Origin of the sequence: Clostridium intestinale DSM 6191, from assembly GCF_900130055.1 — a bacterium.
GTDB lineage: Bacteria > Bacillota > Clostridia > Clostridiales > Clostridiaceae > Clostridium_T > Clostridium_T intestinale.
Map to the genome: position 1 here is coordinate 36,038 of NZ_FQXU01000020.1, position 15,952 is coordinate 51,989.

Here is a 15,952-nt window from a genome sequence, read left to right on the forward strand (position 1 = left end):
ATATTTATGATAGATCAAGGTAAAACTCAACTAAATCAGCTTACAGATTATATTATGAAAAATTGTCTTTGGCAATTCCATTCACGTGTTTGGGATAGAGAAAGACAAAATGAAGGAATATTAACAAAAACAATGCAATTATTATGTGGAGAACCTGTGGAAAAAGAAACTCCAGCAGATAAATGTTATTGGGTAGACGCAGTTTGTTTAGCTGATGCTTATAAAGAAAATTTTACATGGATAAATGACATGGAAAAAGAGGATATAAAAAGCTTAATGAAAGAACTTAAAGAACGTATCGATTTTTTAACAATTACAGGGTCTCTAAATGCAGAGCTTAAAGACCCACGTTACTAGAAAGGATGTGGAATTATGTCATGTGAAGTAATAACCAAAGAGCGTGTTGGTGTTATCAATCCTATATTTACTTGTCAACCAGCAGGAGCACAATATGTTAGCATAGGTGTAAAAGACTGTATCGGCTTAGTTCATGGTGGACAAGGTTGTGTAATGTTTGTTCGTTTAATTTTCTCACAACATTTTAAGGAAAGTTTTGAAATTGCATCTTCATCATTACATGAGGATGGTGCTGTATTTGGAGCACTTAATCGTGTAGAAGAGGGCGTGGATGTACTTTTAATGAGATATCCAGATGTAAAAGTAATCCCTATAATATCCACTTGTTCAACAGAAGTAATAGGTGATGATATAGATGGTGTTATAAGAAAACTTAATAATGGTCTTCTTAAAGAAAAGTATGCAGGGAGAGAAGTTCACCTAATTCCAGTTCATACTCCTAGTTTTAAAGGCAGTCAGGTTAGTGGATATGATGTTGCAGTTGAAGCCTTTGTTAAGCATTTTGCTAAAAAAGGAGAAAAAAGTGAAAAGATAAATCTAATCACTGGATGGGTTAATCCAGGAGATGTAAAAACATTAAAACATCTTTTATCAGAAATGAACATTGATGCAAATGTTTTATTTGAAATAGAAAGTTTTGATTCTCCTCTAATACCGGAGGAAAATACAGTTTCTCATGGAGAAACAACAATAGAGGATCTTCAAGATACTGCAAATGCCATTGGAACAATAGCACTTAATAGGTATGAAGGGGGGAAGGCAGCAGAATATTTAGAAAATGAATTTGAGATTCCAGCTATAATAGGACCTTCACCTATAGGAATACGTAATACTGACATATTCTTAAAAAATCTAAGTAAAATGACTGGGAAACCAATCCCGAAATCTTTAGCACATGAACGAGGTATTGCTTTAGATACTATTACGGATTTAACTCACATGTTTTTTGCAGGTAAAAAGGTGGCTATATATGGACATCCAGACTTAGTAATAGGGCTTGCTGAATTCTGTTTAGATTTAGAAATGAAACCAGTACTTCTTCTTTTAGGAGATGATAATACCACCTATGTTAAAGATCCTCGCATAAAGAGTCTTCAAGAAAATGTTAATTTTGATATGGAAATTGTTTTAAATGCTGATTTATGGGAATTAGAAGATAGAATAAAGAATAAGGGACTAGAAGTTGATCTTATTATGGGGCATTCCAAAGGAAGATTTGTTTCTATAGATAATAATATTCCTATGCTTAGAGTTGGTTTCCCTGTATTTGATAGAGCAGGTTACTTTCGTCATCCAGTAATGGGATATGAAGGCGCTATGTGGCTTGCTGAAGAAATGGCAAATATCATATTTAATGATATGGAAGTTAAGAAAAATAAAGAATGGATACTTGCAATGTGGTAAAGTCTTAAAGTGATTTATATATAAGTAATAATTTTATTCTGCCAGAGTATGATTTTAATCAGGCTCTGGCAGAACTACTAAAAAAGGAGGTGTAGTGCATATGAGCAAAGATTTATTTAAAGAAAAAGATCTTGAAGCTTTTGAAGAAAATTATAAAGCTGCTAAGGGATATCACAGAAGAGCCAAGCAATTCTTAGAAGAAGGTCAAGCAGCTAGCGTGGTGTTTAATATTTCCTCGGTAGCTCTAGAGAGATATTTAATAGCTTTATGCAATTTATATGGCTTTAATCCAGAAAATCATAATTATGGATCTCTTATGGATACAGCAGAAGTTTTAGTAGATTTTCCAGAAATACTAAGTCAAAAAATAAGATCCTTAGATTCAATATTTAATATCTGTTCTTTAGAAAACTATCACTATGAAAATCCTAAGGACTCTGATGCAGATAACATTTTATCTATGTGCTTAGATGCAAGCGAATTATTTGATTTTGAAAGAATAAAAAGAATGAGAGATGCTTTTAAGCAATGAATATTTATTTTTAGGAGGAATTAAAGTGAAAATACATTACTTGCAGCATATATTTTTTGAAACACCTGCAACAATAGTAGATTGGGCAAGAGAGAAGGGGCATAAACTTATAGGTACCCATTTATATAATTATGAGGAACTTCCTAATACTGATGACTTTGATTGGCTTATTATTATGGGGGGCCCAATGAATATATATGAAGAAGAGAAATATCCTTGGCTAAAGGATGAAAAAAAGTTTATTAAGAAGGCTATTGATAGGGGGAAATTTGTTATAGGTATATGTTTAGGTGCTCAATTAATAACTGATGTTTTAAATGGTAAAGTAACAAAAAATCCTTACGGAGAGATAGGATGGCTGCCTATTGAATTTAATGACGAAGCGTTAGGTTTACCTGTATTTAAAAATTTCCCTGAGACAAGTTATGTTTTTCAATGGCATAATGATACTTTTAGCACATTAGGAGAGGAGTGTAAAAGTATAGCTAGTAGTGAAGCTTGTAAAAATCAAGGTTTTATATATAAGGATAGAGTTATAGGATTTCAATTTCATATGGAAAGTAGTAAGGAAAGTATACTGGAGCTTACTAAAAACTGTTCAGAAGAAATTATTGATGGACCATATATACAGACTGTTGAGCAAATTGAGGAAAACATGGAGTATATAGAAACAGCTAATTTTTTTATGGATGAGTTTTTAAATAATTTAGAGTCTTATTATATAAATTTGGAGGAATGATTATGGAGAAAATAAGTTATACTAGAAGAATTTGCAATGATAAAGACAAAATAAATAATTTTGTAACTGAGCAAAGAGTGGGAACCTTAAGTATGTGCACTAAAGAGGGGATTCCATATGCGCTGCCAGTAAATTATGTTTATTGGAATGAAAAAATATATATTCATGGCATGGGCAGCGGGAAAAAGAATAGATTTCTTTCTGAAAATCCATCAGTATGTTTTACTATTTTTGAGGAATTAGGAACTGTGACAGATCCTATGCCAGCTAAATGTGATACTTCATATCTGAGTGTAGTTGTATTTGGTAAAGCAACTTTAGTGGATGATTTAGAAGAAAAAACTCAAGCCCTTACAAAATTTTTAGATAAATTTGTTCCTAACTTTTTTAAAACTCCTCTATCAAAGCATTTTGTTGATAAATATCGTTCCTCTTTAGATAATAATGCAGTAGCTGTTTATTGCATAATACCAGAAGACCTTACAGCCAAAGAAAATCCAATAGATATGGAGAATATGTTTGATAAGCATAAGTCTATGCATAGGCATCAAATTTAGAGAATAGTTAAGATTGGAAATGAATTGTTACATTATATAAAGGTACAAGAGACAGTCTATAGAGCTCTTGTACCATGGATAAGCTATACGCCTAATAAAACAGAAGTAGCTTTTATTATAGCTGTTACATCAGAGCCGATTTTTAATTCAAGATCTTTTACGGCTTCTAAAGATATTGTAGATTTAATTATATTTCCACCTCCAATATCTACAGTAACACTTGCATTAACTGCACCTTCTTTGATTTCAATAACCTTACCTACTAATTGATTTCTAGCACTAAGTTTCATGTTTAAGTCCTCCTACTTTGAAATTTTACACGACATTATATGTATAATATTACTATGCAGAGTATTTGGATGTCGTGTTTTAAGGATTTTATCATGTTGAAGGATAAAAGTATGTCGAAATAAGTTTTAAAAATTACTTTTATCATATTGATGAAAAAATATCTGGTTGTACAAAATAAATTATTAAACTACTATCTATTTAAGATAAATATTGCTTATTAAATAACGTAATTTTGATTTTTATAATTATTTAGTTGACAATTAAGTTTTAACAAAGGACAATTAGGTTAAATTTGAAAATTAGTATATAATTTTATATAAGTTTAACTAGGAGGTTTCTTAATGGAAAGATTAGATAAAATACTTTCTAATTTAGGTTATGGAAGTAGGAAAGAAATAAAGTCAATAGTGAAAAAAGGATTAGTAGAAATTGACGGAAAACTTGCAAAAGATAATGGAGTGCAAGTAGATCCTGAAGCAAGTGTAATAAAAGTGAATGGTGAAGAGATTGTATATAAAAAATACATATACTTAATGATGAATAAGCCTGATGGGGTGATTTCAGCTACTCACGATAAATATGATGAAACAGTTGTGGACTTATTGTATGCAGAAGATGCTATATTTGAGCCTTTTCCTGTAGGTAGATTAGATAAGGATACTGTAGGATTACTTCTTTTAACGAATGATGGTGAGCTAAATCATAAATTAATATCGCCTAAACACCATGTTGATAAAGTTTATTATGCAGAAATTGATAAAGGTGTTAATGAAGAGGATATAAAGGCTTTTGAAAAAGGGATAGTGCTAGATGATGGTTATAAATGTATGCCTGCAAAATTAGAGATTATTGAATCAGAGACTGAGGGGGCAAGGGTACATGTAACTTTGCAAGAAGGGAAGTTCCATCAAGTTAAAAGAATGTTTGAAAGTGTTGGGAAAAAGGTGGTTTATTTAAGAAGAATATCCTTTGGAGGGTTACCTTTAGATGAATCTTTAGAAGAAGGAGAATATAGAGAGTTAACTGAAGAGGAATTAAAAGTATTAAGAAGAGAAGATTAAAAGCACTATTTTAGATAACGATACTATACCTATCGAACGTTTACAAGAAATGAGGTAAAATCATTCATGTAGACAAGAAGATACAATATTTTTTTCAGAAATTCCTTGCAATTAAGTACAAGTTAACATATAATATTTTTGCAAGGATAAATAAAAGGAATAAATAGCCCCCTTTTTATTTATTGCTTATTGCTAAAACGCAACCTAGCCCCAAGGGTTGCGTTTTTGTTTTTATCTTTTACTTTACTACTTTACTTTATTAAAATATAATAAGAGGTAAAGACGAATGTGCGACTAAAGGAGTGTATTTATGGATACTTATAAGTCAAATTTAAAAAGCAAGGAAATGGATTATCTAATGGAAGCCATTTTAAGTTTAAAAGATAAAGAAGATTGTTATAGATTCTTTGAAGATATATGTACAATAAATGAGATTAAAGCAATTGATCAAAGGATTCAAGTTGCAAGGATGCTTAAGGATGGCAAAACTTACACTGAGGTTGCAAAACTTACAGGGGCCAGCACCGCAACCATTAGCAGAGTTAATAAGTGTATCAATTATGGAAGCGATGGATATAATAGAGTTATTAGCAGAATAGATTGGAACGAAGATTAAATCATGGGAAATTTTTATTAATATGTTAAATTTATAGTTTCAATTATGATATAATGAAATATAGTTTATAATATAAAGAGGAATATGGATATATTCCTCTTTCTAATTACATAAGAAAGAACATACTTTCTTATTTAGTATTCAAGGAGGTTAAAATGGATCTGAAAAAGTTATTAAATAAAGAGCAATATGAAGCAGCTACCACTATAGAGGGGCAGGTTCTTATATTAGCAGGAGCAGGTTCAGGAAAAACTAGAGTTTTAACTCATAGAATTGCATATATGATAGAAGATAAAGGGATAGCACCATATAATATCTTAGCTATAACATTTACCAATAAAGCAGCTGGAGAAATGAAGGAAAGAGTTAAAGCTTTAATTGGGGATGAAGCAGAAAATATGTGGATATCTACCTTCCATTCATCTTGTGTAAGGATTTTAAGGAGAGAAATAGAAAAGTTAGGATATAAAAAGGATTTTACTATTTATGATTCCTATGACCAAAAGTCTTTAGTTAAGCAATGTATGAAAGAACTTAACATAAATGATAAAGATATAGAAGATCGTGAAGTCTTATCTAAAATAGGTAAAGCTAAGGATGACTTAAAAAATCCATCCTCTGTAACCTTAGAGAGTCAAGGTAACTTTAGAGAAGAAAAAATAGCTCAAGTTTACGAATTATATCAAAAAAAATTAAAACAAAACAATGCCTTAGACTTTGATGATTTAATTTTTAAAACAGTTGATTTATTTAGAAAAGAACCAGAAGTTTTAGAATTTTACCAAAGAAAATTCAGATATATAATGGTAGACGAATATCAAGATACTAATAAAGCCCAATATGAGTTTATCAAACTCCTTGCAAAGAAGTTTAAGAATATCTGTGTTGTTGGGGATGATGATCAATGCATCTATGCTTGGCGTGGTGCTGATATAAGAAACATATTAGATTTTGAAAAAGATTATCCAGGGTGTAAAACTGTTAAGCTTGAGCAAAACTACAGAAGTATGGGGAATATATTAGAAGCGGCTAATTTTGTTATAAAAAATAATAGCGAAAGAAAAAGCAAGATTTTAAGAACAGAAGCTGAAAAAGGAGAAAAAATAAAAATATATAGAGCTTTTTCAGATATGGATGAAAGTAATTTTGCTGCTACAACTATTGAAAATGGTAGAAAAGAGGATAGAAAATATAGAGATTTTGCAGTGCTTTATAGAACTAATGCACAATCACGTATATTTGAAGATACTTTTATAAAAAGAGGTATTCCTTATAGATTAATTGGTGGACTTAAGTTCTATGATAGAAAAGAAATTAAGGATATATTAGCTTATTTAAAGGTTATAAATAATCCAACCGATTCTGTAAATCTTAGAAGAATAATTAATGTTCCGAAAAGAAGTATAGGGGATGCAACTGTAGATAAGGTATTACAATTTGCAGCTGACAATGAAATGAGTTTATTCGATTCATTAATTGAAGCAGAAAATATCTCAAGCTTAACTCCTAGAAATGTAACGGTTATAAACAAATTTACTGCATTAATGGAAGAACTTATTGAGTATAGTGAAAGTATGCCTATATCTAATTTAATTGAAGATATTTTAAAGAATACTGGATATTTAAAAGAGCTTAAGGAATCAAATAATCCAGAGGACTTAAGTAGGGTTGAAAACCTAGAGGAATTAGTTTCAGCAGCAGTTGACTTTGAGAAAAATGAAGAGGATAATTCTTTAGCAGCCTTCCTTGAAAAGGTGGCTTTAGTTCAAGATGTAGATAATTTTGATCAAGAGGCAGACTCAGTAACTTTAATGACTCTTCATTCAGCTAAAGGACTAGAGTTTCCAGTAGTATTTATGGTTGGTATGGAGAATGGGTTATTCCCAGGGGCATCTTCTTTTAATTCTGAAAGCGAGATGGAGGAGTCTAGAAGACTTTGTTATGTTGGAATTACTAGAGCAAGAGAATTCCTATATATGACGTCGGCAGAGGTTAGACGAGTTTTTGGTAGAACTGTTGCTTATCCACAATCAGATTTTATAGCAGAGATCCCTACAGAATTAAGGGAGTATGTTAATGTTACTAAACACTCAGGGACACTTGCAGGAGGTAAGTCTGCATATGCTAATTACAATATAAGTGGAGGTAATCCACATACTCTAAGAAATTCTTATGGCAATAATGCTTCAAAAGGTAATAAATTTATTAGCTCTGCAGAAGCTACTAAGAAGTTAAATAATATTCTAAACGAAGATTCAGAGAAGATGCTGACTAAAGGTGAGGCCACTTTAGGAAGAAAAGTTAAACATCCTAAGTTTGGTATAGGTACCATAGTTAAAGCTATTGAAGTAGATGATGATGTTAAGATTACTATTGCATTTGATTCACAAGGAATAAAGACACTATTACTCAGCATGGCTTCTTTAGAATTATTATAAGTTAGGTAAATATCAGGAGGTCATTAATATGGATAACAAGGAAAGAATGGAGCAATTAGCAACGGATTTAAATAAATATGCCTACGAGTATTATGTATTAGGTAATCCCTCCATTGCAGATAAAGATTACGACGAGATGTATTATGAATTAGTTGAGCTAGAGAAACAGGAAGGGGTAATCCTTCCTTATTCCCCTACACAAAGAGTAGGAGATGTAGTTCTTCCTGAGTTTAATAAATATGTCCACAAAGGAAGACTGTGGAGTTTAGATAAGGCTCAAGTTTCTACAGAATTACAAGATTGGCATAATAGAAATGTAAAGTTTATTAATGAATACAATAAAAATAATTCTGATAAGCTTCCAGAGATAAGCTATATAATTACTAAAAAGTTTGATGGGTTAACTCTTAACTTAACTTATAATAATGATGGGATTCTTCAGGTAGCTGCAACTCGTGGTACAGGGTCTATAGGTGAGGATGTAACTGCACAAGCAAAAACTATAAAAACTATTCCACTAAAAATAGATAACCATAACGTGTTTGAGATTCATGGGGAAGCTATAATGACCAAGGAAGCTTTCGATAACTACAATAGTAGTGCTGCTGTACCTCTTAAGAATTTAAGAAATGGAGCTGCTGGAGCTTTAAGAAATTTAAATGTCAAAGAAACTGCTAAGAGAAATCTATCTGCCTTCTTTTATGATATTGGATATAATGAAGGAACTCAGTTCACTACATATGAAGAGATGTTAACTTTTATAAAAGATAAGGGATTTCCTATAGATTCTTATATGAAACGTTGCACTACTTTAGAGGAAATAAATAAAGAAATAGAATATATTAAATCCATAAGATTTGAGTTAAATTATGATATAGATGGTGCAGTAATTGCAATTAATGACATGAGAACTAGGGAGCTTTTAGGATATACTATAAAATTCCCTAAATGGGCTATAGCATATAAGTTTGAAGCACAAGAGGCAACTACGAAGTTATTAGATGTAGAATGGAATGTTGGAAGAAGTGGAAGAGTTTCTCCTACAGCAATATTAGAACCTGTTGAGTTAGCTGGTGTAACAGTTAAAAGAGCAACATTAAATAATATGGATGACGTTAATAAAAAAGGTGTAAAAATAGGAGCAGAAGTGTTTGTAAGAAGGAGTAATGATGTTATTCCAGAGATTATGGGAGTAGTTGAGAGCTCTTTAGAAAATACTCAGGAAATAACTCCACCTACTAAATGTCCTTATTGTGATGGAAATGTTGTTTTAAATGGTGCACATTATTTTTGTGAAAATACTCTTTCTTGTAAACCTCAACTTGTAAAAACTATAGTTCATTTTGCATCTAGAGAAGCTATGAATATAGAAGGCTTTTCTGAGAAAACAGCTGAGCAGTTATTTGAAAAGTTAGATATTAAATCTATATCAGATTTATATAGGTTAAATAAAGAAGAGTTATTATCCTTAGAGAAGTTTAAAGAAAAGAAGGCTACTAATCTTTTAAATGCAGTAGAAAAGAGTAAGGACTGCGAGCTTTATGCATTTATATATTCACTTGGAATACCTAATGTAGGTGTTAAAACCTCAAAGGATTTAGTGAAGAGATTTAAAACTTTAGATAATATAATAAAGGCAAATCTGGAAGAGTTACTTGATGTACCTGATATTGGAGGAATAGTTGCAGAATGTATAGTAGGGTTCTTTAAAGAGGAGCAAGTAATAAATACTATAAATGATTTACTGAGTCTAGGAGTAAAACCTAGGTATGAGCAGATTGAGGTATCAGAAAATATTTTTGAGGGTAAAACTGTTGTAGTTACTGGAACATTAGAGAATTACTCAAGATCTTCTATTAAAGATAAACTTGAGTCACTAGGGGCAAAGGTATCAGGAAGTGTAAGTAAGAAAACGGATTATGTGATAGCTGGAGAAGAGGCAGGATCTAAACTTACAAAGGCTCAAGAACTAGGAGTAACAGTATTATCTGAGAAAGAGTTTGAGGATATGATATGATTAAGAAAGCTGTAAATGCAATCAGTCTTACAGCAGCAGTTGTATCTATAGTAGTTATTATTGCAACCTTTTTAACTTCTTATAGATATGTATATATCAATGAAATTTTTACAGGATATTATCCCCTACAAGTCTCCATTACAGTAACTATGATAGCCTGGGGATTTAAGTTTTGGATGAATAATACTGGACTAAGAAAATATCTATATACCTTTATATGTTTTATATTATCAGTAGCATCAATCTTTTTTTTAAGCAATTTAGTAAAGTAATTTATTTAAAGAGGGATATATCTAAAATCTAGATATATCCCTTATTTTTATGTATATTTAAACTTTATAAATTAGAATCATCATGGATTTCATTAGTTTTTTTAGAACCATTACATGAAATAGATACATTATTTTGAACTAACATATAAATATTTTGAGTCAGTTTTTCCAATAGATAATTTTGATATTTCATTTGTGCGTAAGTTTGTTTTGCAACAATAAAACCCCAGATTGCAACAAACATTATAGTAAGCATAGATAATATGCCTAAGATCTCTAACAGTATTTTCATTATTAATACCTCCACTAAAAAACATATTAATATTATAACACGAAATATCTTCCTATATAACCTAGAATAATGTAATTAATATTTAAAATTGCAGTTTAAATTACTTTATTTTGTCAATAATTAAGAAGAATGTTTAAAAAAGGAGAGTAAAATATGAAGAGAAAATTAACATTAGTTATTGTTTTAATATTGTCCTTAGTGTTAATGAGCTGCAAAAAAATAGATACGACAAATGTTTACTCCCCAAGCGATGAACTTAATTATGGAGTATACAATTTACCTACAAGTTTATTAGAAAGTAGTGTTGGAATTAATGATGAGCTTTTGTCAGCTTTATTTGATGGATTAATATATAAGGATAGTGAAGGTAATATTAAACCTCAATTAAGTGAGAGTTATACAGTAAGTGAAAATAAGCTTGAATACACTTTTAAAATAAGAAGAGATATCTATTGGAGTAATGGAGAAAAGATAACATCAAAGGATTTTGTAACTTTTTTTAAAGAATTTATTAATAATGCTAAAAGCATTGATGATTTAGAAGAGTTAAAATCTATATATGGTGTAACTGATTATTTTAATAAAAAAGAGAATTTTGAGAAATTAGTAGCTATAAGTTCAGATGGTGAACTTTTTAAAATTAGATTAAATTATAAAGATGATAAGTTTATAGATACTCTAACAAAAAATAAATTTAAAATAAAAAAAGATTTTACAAAACTTAGTTCCTATAAAGACTATTATAAAAACATACCATATTCTGGGCAATACAAAATAAGTAGTATAGAAGAATCAGGGAAATTAGTACTTGAGAAAAACCCTAAATATTATGACAAAGGAAATGGAGAAGATAAAATTAATATAATCTCCTATAATGATAATGAGTCTGCTCTTGCTAGCTATGAAACAAATAAGATAAATGTAATGAAAGACCCCCCATTAAGTTATTTACCTAACTTAATTAGTAGAAATGAAATATCTCAAAGTCCTTCTTATAGCAATACGTTTATTAGTTATAATAGTAAAGAGGATAATGTATTTAATAATAGCAAGCTTAGAAAAGATTTTGGAGAGTATGTTAAGGGAATAATGTCTACAGAAGAATTTAAAAATATTATTCCATCTAATTTAATAAATGATTTTTCTAGTAATAAGGGTGAAAATGGCAGTTCTGTAAGCAGAATAGAACCTGCAAGCTCTTTGATGGAACTAAAAAGTATTAATATAGTTTCTTTAAATACTGAATACAACAAAGAGGTTTTAAAATTTATTTCTGAACAAGGTAAAAAAGATAATTTAATAATATATTATAGGCTTCTTAGTTCAGAAGAATTAGAACAAGAAATAAAGAATGGAAAATTTTCTGTTTATATAGGTAGTACTGATAATATTGGAGACTATAATAAGATATATAACGATGTTTTAAATAGAATATATAAAGATGAGAGTTTAGATAAGAAGATGAAAGAATTTGAGGGTAAAGAGAGTAAGGAGAATATAGTTAAATATATGGTTAAAGAAAACTATTGTATTCCACTATATAATAAAGAGTCTATAATTGTAAAAAAGAATGATATAAAAGAATTAAATAAAGATTTTTATGGGAATATAATTTTAAGCAGTATGGTTATTGGAGAAGATGTAAGTAGAAGCACAGAATAATAAAGGTGAAAGCTTCCTTTTTTGGGGGTGCTTTCACCTTTGATGTTTAAACTTCAGATATATCAAATGTTTTTTGTATGATGTCTTTTTTAAATAAATATATAGCTAAAAAATAGATCATCATATTTCTTTGAGCATAAAATGTATCTTTTGAAGGAGTTATAGTTTCTTTCTTTTTGGAATAAGTAATTTCTTTTCTGAAAACAGGACATAGGTCTGAAGAATCGGATATATTAGAGATTTTAAATAATTGTTCATTAAACATGTCTTCAGATCTTAATGAGGCATTCCTATATCGCTCAGCTGAATCTATATCGGGAACATCAGGCCAAGAGGTAGTAAGTTGCCCATTTAATAAAATTCTTTTGTACAAAGATGATATATTGTTTTCGTAGCTACTATCGGCATCTTCATCAACAAAATAAATTAATGAACTAAACATATAATTCAATAACTCTGTTGAAGAGTATTTTATTTCTTTTTTATCTGAGTTTTTATTAAAAATAGATTTATCACTATCAAAAAGCTCTAAGTGTTTTTTAGAAAAGGACATAAAATCTTCTTTAAAGTCTAAATAACCAGTGTTTTTATAAGTTAAATAGAAGTTTATATTTTCTAAGGTTGTAAGCTCTATATCTTCATTAGATAGCTCATTAAAAGTATGTTTTTCTTTAATTAAATCCATTAAGTCAAGAACAAGTTCTTTACTTTTTTCTTCTTTAGAATAGTCGTAAAAGATATTTAAAGCTAAACAAAGCTTATTGCATTCTTGACTTGATAGCGAATAAATTTCTTCTTTAAAATCAGATAACATCCTTAGTATATCTAAAGCAAAATTTTTATAAACGGCAGCATCATCATCAGAAGGCGCTAAATTAGAATAGTTATAATAAGCACACATCATAAATGCTTGATCTGAAAATTTAAATTTATTTTTTTTATCTATAAAAGTACTGTCATTTGAAGACGATGTTTTTTTGTCTACAAAAAATCCTTCTGGACTTCTTAATGATGTAGAATAAAAATCAAGTTGATATTTAGCTAACTTTTTATAAACTTCTGATAATTCATATAGTTGTTTATCTACATCTTTAAAAAATGAGTAGTAATCAGATAACTCTAGTATACTTAAGGTCATAAGAGCATTTGATATTACATTTATCTCTTTCTTAAATGTATTTTCATCCCAAGATAAATTACTTTTTGAAACAATCTTAGGATTCCCTTTTTTATAAATACATAGAAGTGGTGAATACTTATCAAATATGTTATTATCAGAATTGGATGAATGTTTTTTGTTTGATTTTGTGTAGTGAACTATTCCACACTTTGAATTTAGTACAATGTTTTTTAATGATTCTTTTGAAAAAAAGAAAAGTTGATGTTTTATTTCTTCAGCAGAAATACTATTCATTCTGAAAAAAGGTCCTATATATCTCAAATAAAATTCCACCTCTTAAATTAATCCTTATATAAATAATATGAAAATATTAACAAAATGTTGCATAATAATAATACATTTATATATTAAAAGTAGTAAAATAATACGGGAAGGTGATTGCATGAGAATCGATGGAAGAAAAAATGAACAAATAAGACCAGTTAAAATTACAAGAAAATATACTAAGTTTGCAGAGGGATCTGTATTAATAGAAGTTGGAGAAACTAAGGTTATATGTACAGCGTCTATTGAGGATAAAGTTCCTCCATTTTTAAAAGGTTCAGGTGAAGGATGGATTACAGCAGAGTATAATATGTTGCCTAGATCTACCCATGTAAGAAAGCCTAGGGATATAGCTAAGCTTAAGATTGATGGAAGAACAATGGAGATACAAAGACTTATAGGAAGAGCGTTACGTTCAGTTGTTGATTTAAAGGCATTGGGAGAAAAAACCATATGGATAGATTGTGATGTAATCCAAGCAGATGGTGGAACAAGAACTACATCAATTACTGGAGCGTTCATAGCTTTAGTGGATGCTGTTAACAAGCTTCATAGGGAAAGAAATTTTCAGGTTTATCCTATAAGAAATTTTGTTACAGCTGTAAGTATAGGTATAGTTGATGAACAAAAAGTAATTGACCTATGTTATGAAGAGGATTCGAATGCAAAAGTTGATATGAATGTTGTTATGACTGATGAGGGCGAGTTTGTGGAAGTTCAAGGAACTGGAGAAGAGGCTCCTTTTAATAGAAATGAATTAAATGATCTTTTATCTTTAGCTGAAAAAGGTGCTAAACAAATGATTTTGGCTCAAAAAGAAGCTTTAAAGATGGATGCTCTTTGGATAGGGACAGGAGAGAGAAAATAGAGATATGAGGAAGTTGATTTTAGCAACAAACAATAAAAATAAAGTTAAAGAAATAAGAGAAATATTAAAAGAACTTAAAATAGATATAATGAGTTTATCTGATCTAAACATAGATGTTGATATAGAGGAAACCGGAAGTAGTTTTGAAGAAAATTCATTGATTAAAGCTAGAGGAATAGCAGATATTTTGAAGAAAAATAATTATAAAAACTTTATTGTAATGGCAGATGATTCAGGTTTAGAGGTTCCTTATTTAGGTGGAGAACCAGGTATTTTTTCTGCACGTTATTCTGGTGTACATGGTGACGATAAAGGTAATAATAATAAGCTGCTTTTAAAGCTTCAAGGGATACCAAAAAGTGATAGAAAAGCAAACTTTAGATGTGCAATAGGACTAATTGATAGCAATAATGTTGAAAAAGTAATAGAAGGTACAGTTGAGGGATTTATTACTGAAAGGGAAGAAGGAGAAGGTGGATTTGGGTACGATCCATTATTCTTTTATGAGCCATTAAACAAAACTTTTGGAGAACTTTCTTCAGAAGAAAAAAATTCTATTAGTCACAGAGCTAATGCTTTAAATAAACTTAAGAATGAAATAGAAGAACTATTAAATAAACAGGAGGAATAATGTTAGTTGCAGTAGTTTCAGATACCCATGGAGTTAGTGAATATATAAAAAAAGTAGCTAATGTAATAACTAAAGCTGATATCTTAATTCATTTAGGAGATAATATAAGTGACTTAGATGAATTAAAAACAAAATTTACAGGAACAGTTTATGGAGTAAAAGGAAATTGTGATTTTGAGAATTCAATTCCAAAAGAATTATTGATAGATATAGAGGGTAAAAAAATATTAATTACTCATGGGGATAGATATAATGTTAAGGCTGGAATTAACACATTATATTATTCAGCACTTGAGAAAAAAGTAGATGTTGCACTATTTGGACATAGCCATATACCCTTAATTGTAGAGCAAGATGGAGTGTTGTTTGTTAATCCTGGAAGTCCTTCTCTGCCAAGGCTTAATGCAAGGACAATAGCCTTTTTAGAGGTTAATAAAGATAAGCCAGTAAGTGCTTATTTATATGAGATTAGAGTGTGAATAAAGAGCTAGACTTAATGCATGTTTTAGAAAGTAATAAAAAAATTTAAAAAGGGTATTGACGTATTAAAATATATCGTGTAGAATAATCATTGTCGCCGCGAGATGGTAGCGACATTGCGGGGTGTAGCGCAGATGGGAGCGCGCGTGGTTTGGGACCATGAGGTCGCAGGTTCAATCCCTGTCACCCCGACCACTTTTAAATTTAATAAGCGGGTATCGTATATTGGTAATACTCTAGCCTTCCAAGCTAGTAAGGTGGGTTCGATTCCCACTACCCGCTCCAATAAAA

17 protein-coding genes and 2 tRNA genes are annotated in these 15,952 nt (G+C 30.0%); 16 read left to right on the forward strand and 3 right to left on the reverse strand.

The annotated features are described in order from the left end of the window. Positions 1 to 6 precede the first annotated feature (6 nt). The 5 genes from anfG (at position 7) to BUA92_RS21305 (ending at position 3,589) form a co-directional block, all read left to right on the forward strand. Complete coding sequence (anfG, locus tag BUA92_RS21285; RefSeq protein WP_073022660.1) at positions 7 to 357, forward strand: Fe-only nitrogenase subunit delta; 351 nt, start codon at positions 7 to 9, stop codon at positions 355 to 357. A 15-nt stretch (positions 358 to 372) separates the two neighbouring features. Next, complete coding sequence (gene anfK, locus BUA92_RS21290; protein WP_073022661.1) at positions 373 to 1,761, forward strand: Fe-only nitrogenase subunit beta; 1,389 nt, start codon at positions 373 to 375, stop codon at positions 1,759 to 1,761. Positions 1,762 to 1,861: 100 nt separating this feature from the next. Further along, complete coding sequence (locus tag BUA92_RS21295; protein ID WP_073022662.1) at positions 1,862 to 2,293, forward strand: hypothetical protein; 432 nt, start codon at positions 1,862 to 1,864, stop codon at positions 2,291 to 2,293. Between the two features lie 25 nt (positions 2,294 to 2,318). Beyond that, positions 2,319 to 3,032, forward strand: coding sequence for a type 1 glutamine amidotransferase (locus BUA92_RS21300; RefSeq protein WP_073022663.1), 714 nt, complete (start codon positions 2,319 to 2,321; stop codon positions 3,030 to 3,032). A 2-nt stretch (positions 3,033 to 3,034) separates the two neighbouring features. After that, positions 3,035 to 3,589, forward strand: coding sequence for a pyridoxamine 5'-phosphate oxidase family protein (locus tag BUA92_RS21305; RefSeq protein WP_073022664.1), 555 nt, complete (start codon positions 3,035 to 3,037; stop codon positions 3,587 to 3,589). A gap of 83 nt (positions 3,590 to 3,672) precedes the next feature. Here the strand turns inward: BUA92_RS21305 and BUA92_RS21310 are convergent, their stop codons facing one another. Beyond that, complete coding sequence (locus BUA92_RS21310) at positions 3,673 to 3,879, reverse strand: TOBE domain-containing protein (RefSeq protein ID WP_073022665.1); 207 nt, start codon at positions 3,877 to 3,879, stop codon at positions 3,673 to 3,675. Between the two features lie 342 nt (positions 3,880 to 4,221). On the opposite strand from BUA92_RS21310, the gene BUA92_RS21315 reads away from it, so the two are divergent. From BUA92_RS21315 to BUA92_RS21335, 5 genes are all read left to right on the forward strand, one after another. Then, on the forward strand, positions 4,222 to 4,941 hold the full coding sequence (locus BUA92_RS21315) for a pseudouridine synthase (RefSeq protein ID WP_073022666.1): 720 nt from the start codon (positions 4,222 to 4,224) through the stop codon (positions 4,939 to 4,941). A 310-nt stretch (positions 4,942 to 5,251) separates the two neighbouring features. Then, a complete protein-coding gene (locus BUA92_RS21320; RefSeq protein ID WP_021800410.1) occupies positions 5,252 to 5,557 on the forward strand; it encodes a YerC/YecD family TrpR-related protein in 306 nt (101 codons plus the stop codon). A 155-nt stretch (positions 5,558 to 5,712) separates the two neighbouring features. After that, positions 5,713 to 7,995 carry a DNA helicase PcrA gene (gene pcrA, locus BUA92_RS21325; RefSeq protein WP_073022667.1) on the forward strand — a complete coding sequence of 761 codons (2,283 nt, stop codon included), beginning with the start codon at positions 5,713 to 5,715 and terminating at the stop codon, positions 7,993 to 7,995. Positions 7,996 to 8,023: 28 nt separating this feature from the next. After that, positions 8,024 to 10,012: an NAD-dependent DNA ligase LigA gene (gene ligA / locus BUA92_RS21330; protein WP_073022668.1), complete on the forward strand. Its 1,989-nt coding sequence runs from the start codon at positions 8,024 to 8,026 to the stop codon at positions 10,010 to 10,012. After that, positions 10,009 to 10,284 (forward strand): hypothetical protein, encoded by a 276-nt coding sequence (locus BUA92_RS21335; protein WP_021800413.1) that lies wholly within the window; start codon positions 10,009 to 10,011, stop codon positions 10,282 to 10,284. The genes ligA and BUA92_RS21335 overlap by 4 nt, the downstream gene beginning before the upstream one ends. 64 nt (positions 10,285 to 10,348) lie before the next feature. On the opposite strand, the gene BUA92_RS21340 is transcribed toward BUA92_RS21335, so the two are convergent. Next, positions 10,349 to 10,576, reverse strand: a complete 228-nt coding sequence (locus tag BUA92_RS21340) for a hypothetical protein (RefSeq protein ID WP_021800414.1) — start codon at positions 10,574 to 10,576, stop codon at positions 10,349 to 10,351. A gap of 153 nt (positions 10,577 to 10,729) precedes the next feature. Here BUA92_RS21340 and BUA92_RS21345 point away from each other — a divergent pair, with 153 nt between their 5' ends. Further along, positions 10,730 to 12,238, forward strand: a complete 1,509-nt coding sequence (locus tag BUA92_RS21345) for an ABC transporter substrate-binding protein (protein WP_073022669.1) — start codon at positions 10,730 to 10,732, stop codon at positions 12,236 to 12,238. Between the two features lie 46 nt (positions 12,239 to 12,284). On the opposite strand, the gene BUA92_RS21350 is transcribed toward BUA92_RS21345, so the two are convergent. Then, entirely contained in the window at positions 12,285 to 13,679 is a 1,395-nt protein-coding gene (locus tag BUA92_RS21350; protein ID WP_073022670.1) for a hypothetical protein, read from the reverse strand. Between the two features lie 121 nt (positions 13,680 to 13,800). On the opposite strand from BUA92_RS21350, the gene rph reads away from it, so the two are divergent. The 5 genes from rph (at position 13,801) to BUA92_RS21375 (ending at position 15,946) form a co-directional block, all read left to right on the forward strand. Beyond that, on the forward strand, positions 13,801 to 14,550 hold the full coding sequence (gene rph / locus BUA92_RS21355) for a ribonuclease PH (RefSeq protein WP_073022671.1): 750 nt from the start codon (positions 13,801 to 13,803) through the stop codon (positions 14,548 to 14,550). Between the two features lie 4 nt (positions 14,551 to 14,554). Next, positions 14,555 to 15,181, forward strand: coding sequence for an XTP/dITP diphosphatase (locus BUA92_RS21360; protein ID WP_073022672.1), 627 nt, complete (start codon positions 14,555 to 14,557; stop codon positions 15,179 to 15,181). Next, the gene (locus BUA92_RS21365) at positions 15,181 to 15,660 is read left to right on the forward strand and encodes a metallophosphoesterase (RefSeq protein WP_073022673.1); all 480 of its coding nucleotides are present in this window, start codon (positions 15,181 to 15,183) and stop codon (positions 15,658 to 15,660) included. The genes BUA92_RS21360 and BUA92_RS21365 overlap by 1 nt, the downstream gene beginning before the upstream one ends. A 120-nt stretch (positions 15,661 to 15,780) precedes the next feature. Beyond that, positions 15,781 to 15,856: transfer RNA gene (locus BUA92_RS21370), tRNA-Pro, on the forward strand. A gap of 16 nt (positions 15,857 to 15,872) precedes the next feature. Then, positions 15,873 to 15,946, forward strand: a tRNA-Gly gene (locus BUA92_RS21375). The last annotated feature ends 6 nt before the right edge of the window (positions 15,947 to 15,952 follow it).

What these genes read in the sequence shown, in the direction of transcription:
- BUA92_RS21295 (WP_073022662.1), top strand. Translation starts at nt 1,862, where the DNA reads ATGAGCAAAGATTTATTTAAAGAAAAAGATCTTGAAGCTTTTGAAGAA.
- rph (WP_073022671.1), top strand. Translation starts at nt 13,801, where the DNA reads ATGAGAATCGATGGAAGAAAAAATGAACAAATAAGACCAGTTAAAATT.
- anfK (WP_073022661.1), top strand. Translation starts at nt 373, where the DNA reads ATGTCATGTGAAGTAATAACCAAAGAGCGTGTTGGTGTTATCAATCCT.
- BUA92_RS21345 (WP_073022669.1), top strand. Translation starts at nt 10,730, where the DNA reads ATGAAGAGAAAATTAACATTAGTTATTGTTTTAATATTGTCCTTAGTG.
- BUA92_RS21360 (WP_073022672.1), top strand. Translation starts at nt 14,555, where the DNA reads ATGAGGAAGTTGATTTTAGCAACAAACAATAAAAATAAAGTTAAAGAA.
- BUA92_RS21315 (WP_073022666.1), top strand. Translation starts at nt 4,222, where the DNA reads ATGGAAAGATTAGATAAAATACTTTCTAATTTAGGTTATGGAAGTAGG.
- BUA92_RS21340 (WP_021800414.1), bottom strand. Translation starts at nt 10,576, where the DNA reads ATGAAAATACTGTTAGAGATCTTAGGCATATTATCTATGCTTACTATA.
- pcrA (WP_073022667.1), top strand. Translation starts at nt 5,713, where the DNA reads ATGGATCTGAAAAAGTTATTAAATAAAGAGCAATATGAAGCAGCTACC.
- BUA92_RS21305 (WP_073022664.1), top strand. Translation starts at nt 3,035, where the DNA reads ATGGAGAAAATAAGTTATACTAGAAGAATTTGCAATGATAAAGACAAA.
- BUA92_RS21335 (WP_021800413.1), top strand. Translation starts at nt 10,009, where the DNA reads ATGATTAAGAAAGCTGTAAATGCAATCAGTCTTACAGCAGCAGTTGTA.
- BUA92_RS21310 (WP_073022665.1), bottom strand. Translation starts at nt 3,879, where the DNA reads ATGAAACTTAGTGCTAGAAATCAATTAGTAGGTAAGGTTATTGAAATC.
- anfG (WP_073022660.1), top strand. Translation starts at nt 7, where the DNA reads ATGATAGATCAAGGTAAAACTCAACTAAATCAGCTTACAGATTATATT.
- BUA92_RS21365 (WP_073022673.1), top strand. Translation starts at nt 15,181, where the DNA reads ATGTTAGTTGCAGTAGTTTCAGATACCCATGGAGTTAGTGAATATATA.
- ligA (WP_073022668.1), top strand. Translation starts at nt 8,024, where the DNA reads ATGGATAACAAGGAAAGAATGGAGCAATTAGCAACGGATTTAAATAAA.
- BUA92_RS21320 (WP_021800410.1), top strand. Translation starts at nt 5,252, where the DNA reads ATGGATACTTATAAGTCAAATTTAAAAAGCAAGGAAATGGATTATCTA.